The sequence below is a fragment of the Kitasatospora sp. NEAU-69 genome, assembly GCF_057158765.1.
The window spans coordinates 122646-138284 of sequence record NZ_JBWXUE010000008.1 but is presented as its reverse complement, the minus strand read 5'-3'; the positions used below and the strand labels follow the sequence as shown (position 1 = coordinate 138284).

16 protein-coding genes are annotated in these 15639 nt (G+C 74.2%); 7 read left to right on the top strand and 9 right to left on the bottom strand.

What is annotated here, in order from left to right; genetic code table 11:
* Positions 1-59: 59 nt before the first annotated feature.
* Positions 60-875 (top strand): 2OG-Fe(II) oxygenase family protein, encoded by an 816-nt coding sequence (locus AC060L_RS11855; protein WP_483798617.1) that lies wholly within the window; start codon positions 60-62, stop codon positions 873-875.
* 126 nt (positions 876-1001) lie between these two features.
* Positions 1002-1619: an NADPH-dependent F420 reductase gene (locus AC060L_RS11850; RefSeq protein ID WP_483798616.1), complete on the top strand. Its 618-nt coding sequence runs from the start codon at positions 1002-1004 to the stop codon at positions 1617-1619.
* A gap of 23 nt (positions 1620-1642) precedes the next feature.
* Here AC060L_RS11850 and AC060L_RS11845 read toward each other — a convergent pair whose 3' ends face one another.
* Together AC060L_RS11845 and AC060L_RS11840 are read right to left on the bottom strand one after the other, a co-directional pair.
* Positions 1643-2893 carry a hypothetical protein gene (locus AC060L_RS11845; RefSeq protein ID WP_483798615.1) on the bottom strand — a complete coding sequence of 417 codons (1251 nt, stop codon included), beginning with the start codon at positions 2891-2893 and terminating at the stop codon, positions 1643-1645.
* Complete coding sequence (locus AC060L_RS11840; protein WP_483798614.1) at positions 2890-4014, bottom strand: HesA/MoeB/ThiF family protein; 1125 nt, start codon at positions 4012-4014, stop codon at positions 2890-2892. The genes AC060L_RS11845 and AC060L_RS11840 overlap by 4 nt, the downstream gene beginning before the upstream one ends.
* 107 nt (positions 4015-4121) lie before the next feature.
* Here AC060L_RS11840 and AC060L_RS11835 point away from each other — a divergent pair, with 107 nt between their 5' ends.
* A complete protein-coding gene (locus AC060L_RS11835; protein WP_483798613.1) occupies positions 4122-4256 on the top strand; it encodes a hypothetical protein in 135 nt (44 codons plus the stop codon).
* A 72-nt stretch (positions 4257-4328) separates the two neighbouring features.
* Positions 4329-5675 (top strand): M14 family zinc carboxypeptidase, encoded by a 1347-nt coding sequence (locus AC060L_RS11830; RefSeq protein WP_483798612.1) that lies wholly within the window; start codon positions 4329-4331, stop codon positions 5673-5675.
* A 121-nt stretch (positions 5676-5796) separates the two neighbouring features.
* Here the strand turns inward: AC060L_RS11830 and AC060L_RS11825 are convergent, their stop codons facing one another.
* The 3 genes from AC060L_RS11825 to AC060L_RS11815 form a co-directional block, all read right to left on the bottom strand.
* Positions 5797-6483, bottom strand: a complete 687-nt coding sequence (locus AC060L_RS11825; protein WP_483798611.1) for a helix-turn-helix domain-containing protein — start codon at positions 6481-6483, stop codon at positions 5797-5799.
* Between the two features lie 133 nt (positions 6484-6616).
* Positions 6617-7258, bottom strand: a complete 642-nt coding sequence (locus AC060L_RS11820) for an Rv1733c family protein (protein ID WP_483798610.1) — start codon at positions 7256-7258, stop codon at positions 6617-6619.
* Positions 7259-7640: 382 nt separating this feature from the next.
* Positions 7641-7934 carry an SHOCT domain-containing protein gene (locus tag AC060L_RS11815; RefSeq protein WP_483798609.1) on the bottom strand — a complete coding sequence of 98 codons (294 nt, stop codon included), beginning with the start codon at positions 7932-7934 and terminating at the stop codon, positions 7641-7643.
* A 157-nt stretch (positions 7935-8091) separates the two neighbouring features.
* On the opposite strand from AC060L_RS11815, the gene AC060L_RS11810 reads away from it, so the two are divergent.
* The 3 genes from AC060L_RS11810 (at position 8092) to AC060L_RS11800 (ending at position 9209) form a co-directional block, all read left to right on the top strand.
* Entirely contained in the window at positions 8092-8424 is a 333-nt protein-coding gene (locus tag AC060L_RS11810; RefSeq protein ID WP_483798608.1) for a dsRBD fold-containing protein, read from the top strand.
* Between the two features lie 37 nt (positions 8425-8461).
* Complete coding sequence (locus AC060L_RS11805; protein WP_483798607.1) at positions 8462-8845, top strand: hypothetical protein; 384 nt, start codon at positions 8462-8464, stop codon at positions 8843-8845.
* Between the two features lie 97 nt (positions 8846-8942).
* Entirely contained in the window at positions 8943-9209 is a 267-nt protein-coding gene (locus AC060L_RS11800) for a metal-sensitive transcriptional regulator (RefSeq protein ID WP_483798606.1), read from the top strand.
* A gap of 62 nt (positions 9210-9271) precedes the next feature.
* On the opposite strand, the gene AC060L_RS11795 is transcribed toward AC060L_RS11800, so the two are convergent.
* The 4 genes from AC060L_RS11795 to AC060L_RS11780 all read right to left on the bottom strand — a co-directional run bounded on the left by AC060L_RS11795 (position 9272) and on the right by AC060L_RS11780 (position 15637).
* Positions 9272-10189 carry an EamA family transporter gene (locus AC060L_RS11795; RefSeq protein ID WP_483798605.1) on the bottom strand — a complete coding sequence of 306 codons (918 nt, stop codon included), beginning with the start codon at positions 10187-10189 and terminating at the stop codon, positions 9272-9274.
* A gap of 104 nt (positions 10190-10293) precedes the next feature.
* On the bottom strand, positions 10294-14331 hold the full coding sequence (gene eccCa, locus AC060L_RS11790; RefSeq protein WP_483798604.1) for a type VII secretion protein EccCa: 4038 nt from the start codon (positions 14329-14331) through the stop codon (positions 10294-10296).
* Positions 14331-14738 (bottom strand): YbaB/EbfC family nucleoid-associated protein, encoded by a 408-nt coding sequence (locus tag AC060L_RS11785; protein ID WP_483798603.1) that lies wholly within the window; start codon positions 14736-14738, stop codon positions 14331-14333. Before AC060L_RS11785 ends, eccCa begins: the two co-directional genes overlap by 1 nt.
* Before the next feature lie 221 nt (positions 14739-14959).
* Positions 14960-15637, bottom strand: coding sequence for an HAD family hydrolase (locus AC060L_RS11780; protein WP_483798602.1), 678 nt, complete (start codon positions 15635-15637; stop codon positions 14960-14962).
* Between the last annotated feature and the right edge of the window lie 2 nt (positions 15638-15639).

Genomic DNA, 15639 nt, shown 5'->3' with positions numbered 1-15639 from the left:
TCGATGCCCTGACTGCTCGTCATGCCGGCCCACCCACGCACGGAGGAGAGAAGCTACTGATGCACACGGCTACCAGGCACGCCGCCGGTGACCTGCTGCGCGACGGTTACGCCCGGATCACACTGCGCGACGGCGGGGTGCGCCTGCTGCACCGGGTCCTCGGCGAGAGCCGGCTGTTCTTCGAGCGGCCGGCCGAGCAGAAGGAGCGCCACTCCAGCGCGGACTTCGACCTCGGCTACCGCCCGCTGGGCCGCGAGTTCTCGGTCAGCGCCGACCGGCCCGACCTCAACGACTGCTTCACGCTCTGGGACGACCGGCTCGACCTGATCCCGCATTCGGCCGAGATCCCCGAACTGACCGAGGCGCTGCTTGAGTGGCGCAGCTACCTCGCCGCGATCGTCAGCGAGGCGGTGGGTGAGGTGGCCGGTCTGCTCGGCGGGCACCGGGTGCCGCCGTTCGAGTCGGCCTCCTTCCTCCAGCTCAACAACTACGGCGTCGCCGACTCCGAGCGCGACCTGCTGCAGGACCGGCACGAGGACGGCCACATGGTCACCGTGGTCCACTCCACCGCGCCCGGCCTGGAGCTCTGGCTGAACGGCGCGAGCCGCCCGGTGCACACCGCGCGGAACGAGGTGCTGCTGCTGCCCGGTTCGGTCTTCGGCGAGCTGACCGACGGCCGGGTGCCGGCCCTCCCGCACCAGGTGCGCAACCTGCGCCTGTCGAACCGGACCGCGCTGCAGTTCTTCGTCAGCCCCGAGCTGACCGAACCGGTGTACGCCTGGACCCCGGAGCCCGACTCGGTGCCGGTCGACCTGCGGGAGCGGCTCCGCGGCGCCGCCGCGCGCTTCGGGGTGCCCGAGACCGTCGCGCTCTGATCATCCGACGGTTGAGCTCGACTTCCAGCAGTCCAGCGGCGTTCCGCAGCCCGGACACGGTCCGGGGGCCGGCCGTGCTGGACTCGGTCGTGGACTGAACTCGTGACCAGTGACAAGGGAGAGACCATGAAGATCGGAATCATCGGCGCCGGACGGATCGGCGGCGTGTGCGCCCGGCTGCTGGTCGGCGCGGGCCACCAGGTCGCCGTGGCGAACAGCCGCGGGCCGGCCTCGCTGGCCGAGCTGGTGACCGAACTCGGCCCGGCGGCAACCGCGCTGGACACCGAGCAGGCGGTCAGCGCGGCCGAACTGCTGGTGCTGTCGGTCCCGTTCGGCCGGGTCGAGGGCCTGTTCACGGCGGCTGCCGCCGAGGGCAAGATCCTGATCGACGCCACCAACGCGTTCCCGGCCCGCCCGGCGGGCGACGAGGACACCTCCAGCGAGCGGCTCGCCGCGCTCTACCCGGGCGTGCGGCTGGTCAAGTCGCTCAACACGATGAACTGGGTGACGCTCGGCGAGGCGGCCGGCCGCTCGGGCCCGGACCGGCTGGTCCACTTCACGGCCGGCGACGACAAGGCGGCCAAGGCCGAGGTCGCGGCGCTGATCGAGAGCCTGGGATTCGCCGTGCTGGACAGCGGCGCGCTGCACGCGGGCGGCATGCTGCAGGAGCCCGGCGGCCCGCTGTTCAGCACGCAGTTCACCGAGGCCGAGGCGCAGCGGGCCCTCGCGGCAGCCGCCGGCTGAGAACCGGCTGGCCGCCCGGCGGGCTAACCAGCGGCCTGGCGGTGGCGGCGGTAGCTGCGCCACTTGGTGCGCGCCCAGAGCAGTTGGGCGCCGCCGAGGAGGAGCAGCACCGCCGCGCCGTCGAGCCGTTCGGCCGGTCGGTGGCCGGGGCCGATCCGGCGGACGGCGTGCGCCAGCACGGTCAGATCGGTGGGCCCGGTGAGCGTGACCAGGACGCCGAGGCAGAGCGCGGTGCCGAGCACCAGCACGGCGCTGTAGAGGCGGACCGCACGCCGCTGGGCGGGCGGCAGCTCGCGGCTCGGGTCGGCGGTGGACCGACGGCCGGGCCGGCGGCCCGGCAGCGCGCGGCTCACCAGCCGCCCGGCGAGGTGACGGGCGTAGGCGCGGCCGTCCCCGTACAGGTCGCGGCAGCCGGTGAGGTCCTGGAGCACGAAGTAGACGTCGGTGCGCATGAAGACCAGGCACTGGAACGGCAACGGGATCAGCGCGAGCAGCACCAGGATCTGCACCGCACGCTGCGGGCCGGCGGCGGCGAGGGCGATGATGCCCCCGGCGGCGACCGTGAGGTTGACGGCGATGCCCGCCAGGTACGCGGTGAGGCGGTGCCGGCGCGGGGCCAGGTCGATACCGCTCATATCGGTCTGCGCGACCAGGAACTGCAACCGGGTGCCGAGTTCGATCCGCGCCGGTACGCCGGTGGCGCGGGCGGTGACCAGGTGCGCGGCCTCGTGCAGGAGCAGCAGCGGCCAGCCGGCACCGAACATCACCAGCAGGACCAGGCTGCCGTACGGGCTCCAGAGCAGCGCGTGGTAGCCGGGCAGCACTCCGGGCCGGACGGCCAGCACGGCGAGCGCGGCCACCAGCACCGCGCCGAGCGCCACCGGCACCGCCGGGCTCAGCGACCAGGCCGCCCGGCGCGGTGTCAGCCAGCGGAAGCTCGGCCGCGGCGGTTCGGCGCCCGGCAGCACGACGCCGTCGATCTCCGCGACGAAGCCGAGCCCGGCCAGCGCGCTGACGAACTCGGCGACGTCCACCTCCTCGCCGCACTCGGCGGCGATCCGGTCGCGGACCTGACCGACCGTCAACTCGCGGCCGAGCAGCTCGATCGCCCGGGCGCCGACCGGCGGCAGTGCGACGAAGTCGCCGGTGGCGGGCCGCCCTACGATCACCTCCGCGCCGTCCGGCCGGGAGGCCAGCTCGTGCAGCCGGACGCGGGTGTGCTCGGTCACCACCGGCGTCACCACCGGCTCGGCGGGCGCGGGTGGGGCGGTCACGGTGCTGCCACGGCCGGGCCGCAGGCCGGGCAGTCCGCCCGGCGGGGGAAGCGCTGCAGCACGGTGTCGTCCAGCGCCGCGAGGTTGACGCCGTAGCGCAGGCCCGGGTCCAGCGGCGGCGCGCCGGTCAGCAGCGTGAGCGCGCCGTGCGCGATCAACAGCCCGGACAGACCCGCGGTGACGGCGGTGACCGGGTTCCACGGCATCCGCGGCGAGGCCGCCTGCTCGTCCTGGCCCGGTGCGAGCCCGAGGTCGCGCCGCTCGGCCTCTCCCGCGCGCAGGCACTCCCAGCACGCGCCGTCGCCCGGGACGTACACGCCCGCGGTGACCAGCGGGCCGTGGTAGCCGCCGTCGATCCACGGCAGTCCGGCGTCCAGGCAGGCCCGGTTGGCCCAGCGCCGGATCGCCGCCGGCTGGTCCGCGCAGAGCAGCAGCAGGTCGTACGGCTCGGCGCCGGCCGTGAACAGCGCCGCGAGGTCCGCGGGGCCGGTCACCCGGCGGCGCTCGCCGGTGATCGTCACCTGCGAGTTGAGCGCGCGCAGGTCGTCGAGCGCCGCGTCCACCTTCGGCCGGCCCAGGTCCCGCTCCCGGTAGAGCGGCTGGCGGTTGAGGTTGGACAGCTCGACGGTGTCCTGGTCCACGCAGTGCAGCAGCCCGACGCCGCTGGCGACGAGCGCCTGCGCGGCGTAGCCGCCGGTGCCGCCGAGGCCGATCAGCAGCACCCGGGCCCGGGCCAGCCGCTCCTGCATCTCCCAGGCGCTGCGCCGCGGCGAGCGGTCCAGCCAGCGCAGCAGCGGGACGCCACGGCTGTAACGCTCCTGCTGCTCGGCGGAGAGCACGGGAGCGGGCGCCGCGGCGTCCTCCAGGTGGCCGGCCGCATGGAGATCCGCGACGGCCTGCCGAACGTCGGCCGGGCCGACTTCCGGGTGCGCGGCGGTGACCAGCTGCGCCAGCTCGTCGGCGCCGCGGGAGCCGTCCAGTGCCTGGGCGAGGGTCCAGACCCAGCCGTCCGGGTCGGGGATCTCGACGCCGATGCCGTAGATGACGCTGCCCATCCGGACGTTGCCGTCGACGGTCCGGTACGCGGCGTGCTCCGGCTTGATCCTCGGTCGCAGCAGCATCACAGGTCGTCCAACTCCCCACCCGCACCGACGGATACCGTCCGACCCGATGGCCTCGGCAGCCGACTGAAATCGCTTGACACCCCCTCACCTCACATGACGTACTGATGGTGCGTCAACCACCTTTTGGGTTGGCCGCTATCACTCCGTCCGACGAGAAGGAGAAACTTATGAACAAGATCGAGATCAAGCCCCTCGACAAGAAGCAGACCACTGGCGACAGTGGCGCGACCGGCAACTGAGCCGAGTCGTGCCCGGGCGGCCGCCGGCCTTCGCCGGCGGCCGCTGCCACCCAGTGAGCGGAGTCACCAGCCGTGCCCCTCGACGCGACGAGCGAGGTCGGCCGGGCGATCACGGCCGCCGACCGGTATCCGACGCTCGACGAAGTCACGGCCGCGGCAAGGCTGCTGGCCACCCGCCATGCCGACCTGTGCGGCCTACGCAGCATCGGGCGCTCCCGCGCCGGCCGGCCGCTGCTCCTGCTCTCGATCGGCGACGCGAAGCACCACGCCCTGGTGGTGGCCGGCGCGCACTCCGACGAACCCGTCGGCGGCGCGACAGTGCTGGAGCTCGCCCGCCGGGTGATCGCCGAGCCCGCGCTGCGGGCCGACGTGAGCTGGCATCTGCTGCTCTGCCTGGATCCGGACGGCATGCGGCTGGGCGAGGGCGCGAGCCACAATCCGCGCGCGCTGCGCGAGCAGTTCCGGCACTTCTTCCGGCCGAGCACCGAGGAGCAGCCCGAGTGGGCACCCTCGGTCGGGTCGATGCCGCCGGAGAGCGCGGCGCTGCTGCGACTGATAGCCGAGCTCCGGCCGTTCCTGCAGATCTCGCTGCACAGCGCGGACGTCGGCGGCAGCTATCTCCAGGCCACCCGGGAGATCCCGGGGCTGGCCGAGCCGTTCGGCGCGGCCGCGGCCGCGCTGGGGATCCCGGTCGAGCTCGGACCGTACGACGCGTTCTACTGGCCCAGCCCCGGCCCCGGCGTCTACGTGATGCCGCCGAGCGGGCAGGCCGAACGGTTCGAGGCCAACACGGAGGACGCCGCCACCTCGACCTGGCAGGCGCCGCACCGCTACGGCGGCGCCACGCTCGTGGTGGAGGTGCCGCTGCGGGCGAGCGAGCGGCTGGCGGACCCGACCCCGCTCGCCGACGCGCGGGCACCGCTGGGCGCCAGTGCGGAGCTGCTGCGTGCGCGGGCCCGGCTGCTCGGCACGCTCGTACCGCAGGTCGAGCGCCGGCTCGGGGCCGACGGCGCCGCGATGATGCGTGCGGCGCACACGCTGCTCGCCGTCGCCGAGCCGCTGGCCGACGAGTGGGACAAGTGGGACGAGTGGGGCGGCCTACCGGACGAGGCACCGCTGCCGCTGACCGAGGCCCGGCTGGCCAGTCTGGAGACCTGCGCGCACCGCATCTCGCTGCGTGCCGTGGCGCTGCTGCGCCGCGCCGTCGCCCCGGCCGCGCCCGGCGCCGGGCCACTGCGTGGCGTCGATCCACTGCGCGGCGTCGATCCTCTGCATTGGCGGCTGGACCAGCTGCTGGACGAGTGGTGCGACGCGTACGAGCGCCGCTTCTCCCCCAGCTGGGTACCGGTCGCCCGGCAGGTCGAGCATCAGGTCCGGGTCGCGCTGGCGGCCGTGGCACTGACCGGGCCGACCGGCTGACGCCCGCGGTGAGCGGTGGCGGGGCAGGGTCAATCGGTCGGGCCGCGCGCTCGGGTGGCCCGGCCTCCGTGCGGAGGTCGGGCCACTCGGACCGGGCACCTGCGGCAGGCAGCGCTCGGGATCAGCTGGGCGGGGTGAGCCGGCGGCCGGTGACCCGGGTGGGGGTCAGCCGGATCCACAGCTCGCGCGAGCCGGCCGGGGCGAAGCCCGCGCCGGGGCGGGCGGCGAGCCCGGCGATGGTCTCGGGCTCGGTGACGGGCTCGGCCTTGCCGGTCAGCAGCACGCTCCAGCCGGCGGTGCGCCCGTCGTCGATCTCGTCCACCTCGATCGTCAGGTGCGCGCCGGCCGGCACGGCCGTGCCGCCGCCGGGCGCGCTGTGGTAGACGATGGTCGCGCCGTCCACCAGGTAGTCGATCGGCAGCGCGGCCGAGCCGTGGCCGCCGGGCAGCGCGATCCGCCCGGTCCCGTGCTCGCCGAGCAGCTCCCAGCACTCGCCGGTGGTCAGCTGGGTCAGCACCGGGCGGTGTCCCGTCCTGCGCTGACCGGCGCGGCGCTCCTCCCGGCCGGTCAGCAGCGTGTGCGGGCTGAGCTTCAGCGCGGCGGCCAGCCGCTGCACCCCGTGCGGGTCGAACTCCGCTCCCAGGTCCTCAAGGTGCCGCAGGTAGGCCGGGGCCATCCCGGCCCGCCGGGCGAGCTGCGCCCGGGTCAGGCCGAGCTGCGCGCAGCGCCGGGCCACCCGCTGGGCGATCCCGCCGGGATCAACCGCCGGTCCGGCCGGTGCGCCGGCCGGGTCGGTGTTCGCCGTCATCCGTCTCCCCTTCGTTCGACTTCTTCGTTCGGGTCTTCGTGCGGCTTGTCAGTTCGGCTTCTTCGTTCGGCTTCTTCGTTCGGCTTGTCAGTTCGGCTTCTTCGTTCGCCTTCTTCGTACGTATGGCATCACCTCAGGCCGGCATACCGCCGGACCGGCCGGTCCAGTTCGGCTCGACGGCCTCCCACTCCCGCTCCCAGGCGGTGTCCGCCCGGCGCTCGATCGAGTGCCGGCGCAGCCCGTACCCGGTCAGCACCAGGACCGACACGCCGGTCAGGGTGCCGACGCCGACCGCCAGCGAGTCCGCGAACATGTCGGCGCCGGACGGCGGCGGCGTGCCGAGGCTGCCGTCCTGGGTGACCAGGACCGGCACGCTCGTCCCCGACCTGGCGTCCGCGGCGACCGGGACCAGCCCGGTCACCCGCTGACCGTTCGGCGCCGTCCAGCTCGCCTGCGCCTGGTAGCTGGCCTCGCCGTCGAGCGCCGCGCGGTCCGCCTGCACCGGGCCGGCCATCAGCACCGCCTCGGTCAGGTGCAGCCGGGCGGCCATGGCGTGCGCGTGCACCTGCACCGAGCGCAGGGTCAGCAGCGAGAACGCGACCGCGATCAGCACGGCGAAGAGCAGCCCGCAGTGCAGCGCGAGCCGGAGTCGGCTGCGCGACCGGTCGACCGGACGGCACAGCGGGTTGTGGTCCGTGCCCAGGGCTCGGCGCAGATCCGCGGCCGAGGAGCCGGGGTGCCCCTCCGGCCGGGGACGATGTGGTGTGCTCGGCATTGCTGGCCTCCTGCGACGGAGCGTGTCGGCGCGGGGCAAAGTGGCGACGCGGACCGGGGTTGCCGGGGCGACGCCTGGTGGTGCGGTGCAGGGCGAGGCTGTGCGGGTTCGGTACCTTCGGTGTGCTTACCTTCCAGCCTGCGCGGCCGAAGGCCCGACCGCCAGAGGCCCTCGCCTCTCACGGCCGGTTCCGCCGCCGGCCGCCGAACCGGTCGGCCGGGCACCCGCCCTGGTGGGGGCGGTGCGGCCATCCGGACGGGTGCGGCGGACGAGTACCGGAACTGCGCCAGATTTCGGTGCAGCACCTGGGTTCGGTGGGTCTGCGGCGACTGCGGTGGCCGTCGGCGTCCCGAGTGGCCGTCGCACCCACCGAGAGTTACCATCAGCCGCCGCCGGGCGCCGGTCCGTTCCGCAACGCCGCCAGGCGCTCGTGGTATTCCGCCGTGTCGATCTCGCCGCGGGCGAACCGTTCGGCGAGCAACTGCTCAGCCGACGGCCGCGGCTGACCCGCACCCGACCACCCCGGCGCCGGGGTCACGGGTCGGCGCGAGCCGTGACCTGCGGAGCGGACGAGGAGGGTCACCGCCAGGACGATCAGCAGGACGGCCAGCACCATGATGACGGTGAACAGTCCGATACCCCAGGCGTGTATGCCGTTGTCGTGGAATCGCCTCATCGCGGGCTCCTCACGCTGGGAACGGGCCGCAGGGCCTGCTGCGGCCGCGGGGTGGCTGCGGGGTGGTCACCCTCTCCATAATCCCGCGCGACCAGCCGTCACGGGCCACTCGGTCCACACTGGTAACTCTGGTGACAGCTCTTTTAAGGAAGCGCTCATGACCCAGCAGCCAAGGACGCAGCCGAGTACGCCGCCGAGTATGCCGCCGGACGGGCAGCCCGACCCGGCCCGGTCCCGGCGCAGCAAGACGTGGACGCTGCGGCTGGAACTCACGGAGGAGGGCGACGCCACCACCGTCCACGCCGTCCTCGACACCGGCGGCAGCACGCTGGAGAGCCGCACGCGCGCACAGCGCAACCCGCACGACGACCCGGATCCGCGGATCGGCGACGAGTTCGCCGCCGGCCGCGCGCTGGTCGAGCTGGGGCACCAGCTGCTCCGGGCCGGAACGGCCGACGCGGCGGCGGCCTCGCCGGATCCGGAGGCGTGATTGGCGCGGACAGTGTCCGGACGGGCAGGCTGGTGCCATGTCCGAACGCCGCAACCGCCGCCGCCTGCACGCCCGAGCCCGCGCCCTCGGGGTCCCCGTCGAAGCCGTCCCCCGCCGGGGCGCCGCGAAGGAGTGGCCCGGTCGACGGTTCTCCACCCCGTCCGGCCCCTCCGGCGACGCGCCGCGCTGGCAGGACACCGAGACTCCGGACCGCGAACTGCCCTACCGCGAGCTGCCGTACCGCCAGGACGATGCGCACGACTCTTACGACTCGTACGACCGGGGCGACCTCGTGCCCCGTCGCTCCCGCGCCGCGAACTGCTGCGAGGTCGTGCTCACCCGCAGGGTGCTGGACGGCGGCACGATCGTCATGCTCACTACCCACGCCGCCGAGTGCCCGCTCTGGTCCTCGCAGCCGTAGCCGGGCCCGCTTGCCCGCTCCTCGCCGGGCGAGGGTGGTGCGGACCTATACCCCACGGGGTACCATGGCAGGCACTCGACCCAGGAGGAGCAGCACCGTGAACCCCGATGACGAAGCCTGCGCCGCCGTCCTCAACCGGCTGCGTCGTGCTCAGGGCCAGCTCAATGGCGTGATCGCGATGATCGAGGCGAACCGTGACTGCCGGGAGGTGGTGACCCAGCTCGCCGCCGTCTCCCGTGCGCTCGACCGGGCCGGTTTCAAGATCCTCGCCACCCAGATGCGCGACTGCCTGACCACTCCGGAGGGCGAGGAGCCCGCGATGACGGAGGAGCAGTTGGAGAAGCTCTTCCTCACGCTCTCCTGAGCCTGTCCTGACGCTCCGCTCCACGGTCAGGCGCACGGTCAGGCGGGCGGTCAGGCGCGCGGTCAGGCGTCGGCCGCGGCCGCCGTCCGGGCCGCGCCGGCCGAGGCGCAGGCGACCGCGACGATGCCGATCCACTGCACGGCGGCCAGCTGCTGGCCGAGGAAGAGCAGGCCGACGACCGCACCGACGGCGGGCTCCAGGCTGGTCAGGATGCCGAAGACGCGGGGCGGCAACCGCCGGATCGCCTCGAACTGGAACGAGTACGGCAGCACGCTGGAGAGCACCGCCACCGCCAGCCCGAGCGCGAGCACCCAGGGCTTCAGCAGCGCGGCCCCGCCGGAGGCGATGCCGAACGGCAGGCTGAGCAGCGCGCCCCAGCTGACGGCGAGCGCGAGAGCGCTGCCGCCCGGGACCCGCCGGGCCAGCCGCGCCGAGAGCAGGATGTAGCCGGCCCAGCAGGCGCCCGCCACCGCGGCGAAGCCGAGGCCGGCCGCGTTCAGCGCGAGGCCACCGGCACCCAGCAGCGCCACGCCGCCCAGCGCGAGCACGGCCCAGGCCAGATCGGCGGCACGCCGCGAGCCGGCCAGCGCAAGCGCGAACGGGCCGAGGAACTCCACGGTGGTCGCAGCCCCGAGCGGGATCCGGGCCACCGCGCTGTAGTAGGTCAGATGATGGACCGCCAGCAGCGTCCCGGCCGCGACGATGATGCCGATCGTGCCGCGGTCTAGGCGCCGCCCGGTGCCGCGGTCGGTGATCGGGCCGGGCCGCCAGACCGAGCAGAGCAGCACCGCCGCGAGGCAGAGCCGCAGGGTCACCACGCCGCCGATGCCGACGGCCGGATACAGCCGGGTGGTCAGCGCGGCCCCGGCCTGGAGGCCGCAGACGCCCGCGAGCACCAGCCCGGAGGCAGGGGCCCGCCCGAGCGCGTGGCTGATCGCCCGGGCGGTGGGGTTGGGCAGGGCGGCGCCTTCGGACTGCATGGTTCGCTCACCCCCCGTCGGTCTGCGCTACGGGGGATCATGTCGGGAACGAAAATGCCCTGTCAAGGATGAATATTCAACGGATTCCGCAGGTTTACCGCTGCTCAGGCCTCGTCATCCTCCGCCGGGAGCGCGAGCTGCACCACCGTGGACGGGTGGCTGCGGCGGACCAGCAGCGCGCGCCCCGGCGGGCGCAGGGCCGCGCGCTCGCTGCCGACCAGCGCGCCCTCGCGGGAGTCGCCGGAGAGCAGCAGGCCGACCGAGCCCAGTTCGCGCATCCGGGCCGGCAGCGGCTCGCTCAGCTGGCTGCGGCTGCTGCCGGCCACCCGGCGGGCGACCACCAGGTGCAGGCCGATCTCGCGGGCCTGCGGCAGGTAGTCGGCCAGCTCCGCGAGCGGCGACTGACGGCCGCCGACCAGGTCGTAGTCGTCCACCACGATGTAGAACTCGGGACCGCTCCACCAGCTGCGCTCCTTGAGCTGGCGGTGCGTCACGTTCGCGGGCGGCAGTCGCTCGGCCAGCTTGGCGACCACCTGATCGACGTACGCGCGGGCCGCCGTCGAATCGCCGGCGTAGGCACCCAGGTGCTCCTCGGGGATCCCGCCGAGCAGGCTGCGGCGGTAGTCGAAGACCACGAACCGCAGCTCGGAGGCGGGCCGGCGGGCGGCGAGCTGGGCCATCCACATCCGCAGGAACGAGGACTTGCCGGCTCCCGAGTCGCCGTAGACGAGCAGGTGCGGCTCGTCCACGTCCAGATCCAGCCGGACGGTGGCCAGGTCCTGCTCTCCGACGCCGATCGGCGTGCCCGGCAACGCCTCGACGCCCTCGACGAGTTCGCTGACCTGAAGCCGCTCGGGCAGCATCCGGATCGCGGGTGCCGGGGTGCCGGTCCAGCCGGCCGCGATCTTCGTGATCGCCTCCTGCTGCGCCTCGGCGAGGCCCTCGGTGCTCTCCTGGCCGTCCAGCCGGGGCAGCGCGACCTGGAACAGGTGGCCCTGCGGTGACATGCCGCGACCGGCTCCGGCGCCGACCAGCTGGCGCGCGGCGCGGCGGTTGATCTCGCTGTCCGCCGGGTCGTTGAGCCGCAGTTCCAGGCGGGCCGAGAAGGCGTCGCGCAGCGCCATCCGCAGGTCGGCCCAGCGGTTGGCGGTGAGCACCAGGTGCACCCCGACGCCCAGGCCGCGCCCGGCGATGTCGAGCAGCGTCTCGTCGATCCCGGTGATCTCGCCGCGGGCCGCGCCCCAGCCGTCGATCACCAGGAAGAGGTCCGCCGCCCGGGTGCCGGCCGGCAGCTCGCCGGCCTCCCGGCGGCGGCGGAACTCGGCCGCGCCGTCGATCCCCGACTCGCGGAACAACCGCTCGCGTTCGCTGATCAGTTGGAGCGCCTCGGCCAGTGCCCGGCGCACCCGCGGCTCGTCGTGCCGCCCTGCGACACCGCAGACGTGCGGCGCCCGTTCGTACGGCAGCAGCGAGCCGCCGCCGAAGTCCAGGCAGAGGAACTGGAGTTGGTCCGGGGTGTGGGTGAGCATCGCGGACATCAGCAGCGAGCGCAGGAAGGTGCTCTTGCCGGACTGCGGCGCGCCGACCAGCGCGAGGTGGCCGTGCTCCTTGCCGAAGTCGGGCACCAGCGGGTGCTGCTGCTGGCGCACCGGGACGTCCACCACGCCGACCGGCACGCGCAGTTCGCCGCGGTGCGGCCACCACTCGGCGGCCAGTCCGGCGCCGGGGTCGAGCGAGAGCGGACCGGTCAGCGCGTCGAGTGGCAGCGCGGCGGGCAGCGGTGCCAGCCAGACCTGGTGCACCGACTGGCCGGAGCGGCAGAGCCGGTCGACCAGCACCTGCATCTCGGTCGGCCCCGCGAGCAGCGGGCGCGGGCGCTCGGTGGTCGCCGTGGTGACGGCGGTCTCGGCGTCCGGATCGGGCGCGGTGCGCAGCTGGAACTCCGCCACGGCCGGTACCCCGGAGCCGAGTTGGGCGAGCCGCTGGTCGGCCGACAGGTGCGGTCCGGAGACGTGCGCGACGCGGAACCGCTCGTAGAACGACTCGGCGACCTTGAGGTACGCGGAGCCGGGGATCGGCGGCAGCCGGTAGGCGTCGGGGGTGCCGATCACGGTGCGCGACTCGGCCGCGGAGAAGGTGCGCAGGCAGATCCGGTAGGACAGGTTGGCGTCCAGGCCGCGCAGCTTGCCCTCCTCCAGCCGCTGCGAGGCGAGCAGCAGGTGCATGCCGAGGCTTCGGCCGACCCGGCCGATCTGCCCGAAGAGCTCGATGAAGTCCGGTCGCCCGGTGAGCAGTTCGCCGAACTCGTCGACCACGATCAGCAGGTAGGGCAGCGGCTCCAGCGGCTTGCCGTCGGGGCCGGTCTGGCCGGCCGCGCGGCGCAGCTGGTACTCCCGGACCGAGTCCAGGTTGCCGGCGTCGCGCAGCATCTTCTGCCGCCGCTGCTGCTCGCCGACCAGCGCGTCGCGGACCCGGTCCACCAGCGCGAGGTCGTCCACCAGGTTCGTGATCAGGCCTGCCACGTGCGGGAGTTCGGTGACCCCGGCGAAGGTGGCACCACCCTTGAAGTCGATCAGCACCAGGCTGAGCAGCTCCGGCGAGTGGGTCGTGGTCAGACCGCTCACCAGCGTGCGCAGCAGCTCGCTCTTTCCCGAGCCGGTGGCTCCGACCACCAGGCCGTGCGGGCCCATACCGCCCTGCGCGGCCTCCTTGAGGTCGAGCAGCAGCGGCTGCCCCTCGCCGTCGAAGCCGATCGGCACCCGCAGCACCGACTCCTCGTCGGGCGCGACCCACTGGTCCTCGGGGTCGAAGTTGTCCAGGTCGTGCACGCCGAGCAGGGCCGGCAGCGAGACGGTCTGGGCCAGGATCTCCTCGCCCTCGGCGGAGAGCCGCAGCGGCGCCAGCGCACGGGCGATCGACTCGCACAGCTCGGCCTCCGGCTGGTCGGCGACCGCGTCGGCGACCTGCGACACCTGCTCGGACCGGCGGCCCTCCATGGTGAGCGCGCCGTCCGCCGCGACCCGGACCCGGATGTCCGCCCGGGTCGGCTCGTCGGCCTCCTTCTCGACCACGCAGACCACCGTGACGGCGAGCGCCGGGCTCGCCGCGTCCAACAGCTGCGCGGCGACGGCCGAACGGGCCCAGCTGGTGCGCGGGTCGTAGCGGTCGAGGAAGACCACCAGGCGCTGCCGGGCGTCGGGCGCGCCGCGGTCGGCCAGCGTGGTGCGGCGGCCGGACTGCTCGCGGGCGGTGGTCAGGCGCTGCTGGAGGTAGCCGGCCAGGCCCTCGAAGTCCTCGGCGACCAGCGGGGTGACCCCGGCCGCGCTCGGCGTCTCGGCCGTCTCCGGCTCGTGGGTGTGCGGCAGCCACTTGGCCCAGGCCCAGTCCTCACCGCCGGTCACCACGGCGATCGCGACGTCCTCGGGCGCGTGGCCGACCGCGAGCTGGCAGAGCAGCGCGCGGGCCAGCGCCCGTGCCTGCTCCGCCGGACCGAGCACGCTGACCACGCCCGCCTTGGCGAGGTCGATCACGGCGGGCTGCTGGCCGACGCTGGACATCGAGCCGATCAGCTGTTCGGCCGCCGTCTTCGCGCGCAGGTCGTACTCGACCGTCGGGTCGTTGCGGCTGGCGAGGCGGATCGGCGTGGTGAGCGGCGCGCGGCCGCTGCCGATGCGGATCTTCAGGAAGTCGGCATCGCCGACTCTGCGCTCCCAGACCCGGCGCCGGCGCGCGGCGATCGCGCGCAGCCGGTGCGGGGAGGGGTGCTGCCAGGCGGCCACCACGCGCTGGTCGGCGGCGACCTGGCGGGCGGCGCGGCGGACCTCGATCAGGTGGGCCAGGTAGCGGTCGCGGGCCCGGGTCTTCGTCTTGCGCTGGGCACCGCGCATCTGCATCCGGACGCCGACCGTGACACCGATCGAGAGCAGCACGAACGAGATGCCGAGCAGGATCAGCATCTTCTTGCCGGCCACGATCATGTAGCCCGCCATGCTGACGCTGGAGAGTAGCGGCATCAGCAGCATCACCCAGGACGCGTTGGAGTCCTTGCCCGGCGGCTGCGGCGGCGCGGCCAGCACGACCGGATCGGTCGGCAGCTGCGGCGGGTGGACCCGGGCGGGGCGGTGGAAGACGATCCGGGACATCAGGCCCCCCGGCGACCGGTCGGCGGGACCGGGAACTGCGGCATGACGAGCGGCGGGCGGTTCGCCTGCGCCGCCTGCCGGACACCCGCGAGGATCCCGTTCAGCTGCGCCTGCACCGAGCCGAGCTGCTCGGCCCGCGACTCGATCGCGGCCTGGTGCGCGTGCTGCGCCGCCGTCACCACGAGGTCGGCCAGGCTCTGCGGGTCCTCGGGGTCGATCACCGAGGGGTCGATCCGCAGGTCCAGCAGCCGACCGTCGCCGGCCACCGTCGCGGTGACCAGCCCGTCGGCGGAGTGCCCGGTGGTGGTACCCGACAGCAGCTCGTCCTGCGCGTCCCGCAGGTCGTCGGTGAGTCGCTGCGCTCGCTGCCGCAGCGCGGCGAAGTCGGACTGTCCGGGGTCGGGCATGGGCCGGCTCTCTTCTCGTACGGGTCGGCGTGGCCCGGCCGGTCGGGCGCGGAGGCAGCCGGGGCCGGGGGTGCTGCACGGGCGCCGGCAGCGGGCAGGCCGGTACGGCGCTGACCGGTACGGCGCTGACCTCGGCTGACCTCGGCACTCGTGCACTGGTCATGCTGGCGGTAACGGGGCGGACCTGCCCAGGTCCCTGTTCGGGGACAACGGCGGGGACGTCACTGCGTACGGATCAGTCGGACTGCCTCGGGGATGGAGTCAACCGTGAAGTCCGGGGTGAATTCGGGCGTGGCGTCGGGGGTGGCGTCTGGGGTGGCGTCGGCGGCAGGGCCGGTGCGGAGCCAGATCGTGCGCAGCCCTGCGGCCTGCCCTCCCCCGATGTCGGCGGAGAGGCTGTCGCCGACCATCCAGCCGCCGTGGTCGGCGGGGGCTGCACAGCGGCGGGCGGCCAGGCGGAAGATCTCGGGGTCGGGCTTGCGGATGCCTGCCTCCTCCGAGATGCACCAGGCATCGACCAGCTCGGCCAGGCCACTGCGCCGGATCTTGGCCAGCTGGTTGTCCTGCATGCCGTTGGTGACGATCGCGGTCCGCCACCCGGCGGCGCGCAGTTCACCGAGCGCCGCGAGAGCACCGGGCCGGCAGACGAGGAGTTCCGGCATCCGCCGGCGGTACCGGGCCCAGAGCACCTCCACCGGCTCCGCGAGGCCGAACCTCTCCCGCACGCTCGCGAAGAACCCGTTCATCGGCCCGGCATGGCGAGCGTCCGCCTGCAGCAGCCAATCGTGCGCCGCCGCATCGAGCGACCGCTCGCCGATGAACTCGGCTGCCCAGACGGCGAACGCCGCATCGCGGTCGAGCAGCGTGCCGTCGAGGTCGAAGAGAGCCAGTGGCTGCATTC

What these genes read in the sequence shown, in the direction of transcription:
- AC060L_RS11855 (WP_483798617.1), top strand. Translation starts at nt 60, where the DNA reads ATGCACACGGCTACCAGGCACGCCGCCGGTGACCTGCTGCGCGACGGT.
- AC060L_RS11850 (WP_483798616.1), top strand. Translation starts at nt 1,002, where the DNA reads ATGAAGATCGGAATCATCGGCGCCGGACGGATCGGCGGCGTGTGCGCC.
- AC060L_RS11840 (WP_483798614.1), bottom strand. Translation starts at nt 4,014, where the DNA reads ATGCTGCTGCGACCGAGGATCAAGCCGGAGCACGCCGCGTACCGGACC.
- AC060L_RS11835 (WP_483798613.1), top strand. Translation starts at nt 4,122, where the DNA reads ATGGTGCGTCAACCACCTTTTGGGTTGGCCGCTATCACTCCGTCCGAC.
- AC060L_RS11825 (WP_483798611.1), bottom strand. Translation starts at nt 6,483, where the DNA reads ATGACGGCGAACACCGACCCGGCCGGCGCACCGGCCGGACCGGCGGTT.
- AC060L_RS11820 (WP_483798610.1), bottom strand. Translation starts at nt 7,258, where the DNA reads ATGCCGAGCACACCACATCGTCCCCGGCCGGAGGGGCACCCCGGCTCC.
- AC060L_RS11815 (WP_483798609.1), bottom strand. Translation starts at nt 7,934, where the DNA reads ATGAGGCGATTCCACGACAACGGCATACACGCCTGGGGTATCGGACTG.
- AC060L_RS11810 (WP_483798608.1), top strand. Translation starts at nt 8,092, where the DNA reads ATGACCCAGCAGCCAAGGACGCAGCCGAGTACGCCGCCGAGTATGCCG.
- AC060L_RS11805 (WP_483798607.1), top strand. Translation starts at nt 8,462, where the DNA reads ATGTCCGAACGCCGCAACCGCCGCCGCCTGCACGCCCGAGCCCGCGCC.
- AC060L_RS11795 (WP_483798605.1), bottom strand. Translation starts at nt 10,189, where the DNA reads ATGCAGTCCGAAGGCGCCGCCCTGCCCAACCCCACCGCCCGGGCGATC.
- eccCa (WP_483798604.1), bottom strand. Translation starts at nt 14,331, where the DNA reads ATGTCCCGGATCGTCTTCCACCGCCCCGCCCGGGTCCACCCGCCGCAG.
- AC060L_RS11785 (WP_483798603.1), bottom strand. Translation starts at nt 14,738, where the DNA reads ATGCCCGACCCCGGACAGTCCGACTTCGCCGCGCTGCGGCAGCGAGCG.
- AC060L_RS11780 (WP_483798602.1), bottom strand. Translation starts at nt 15,637, where the DNA reads ATGCAGCCACTGGCTCTCTTCGACCTCGACGGCACGCTGCTCGACCGC.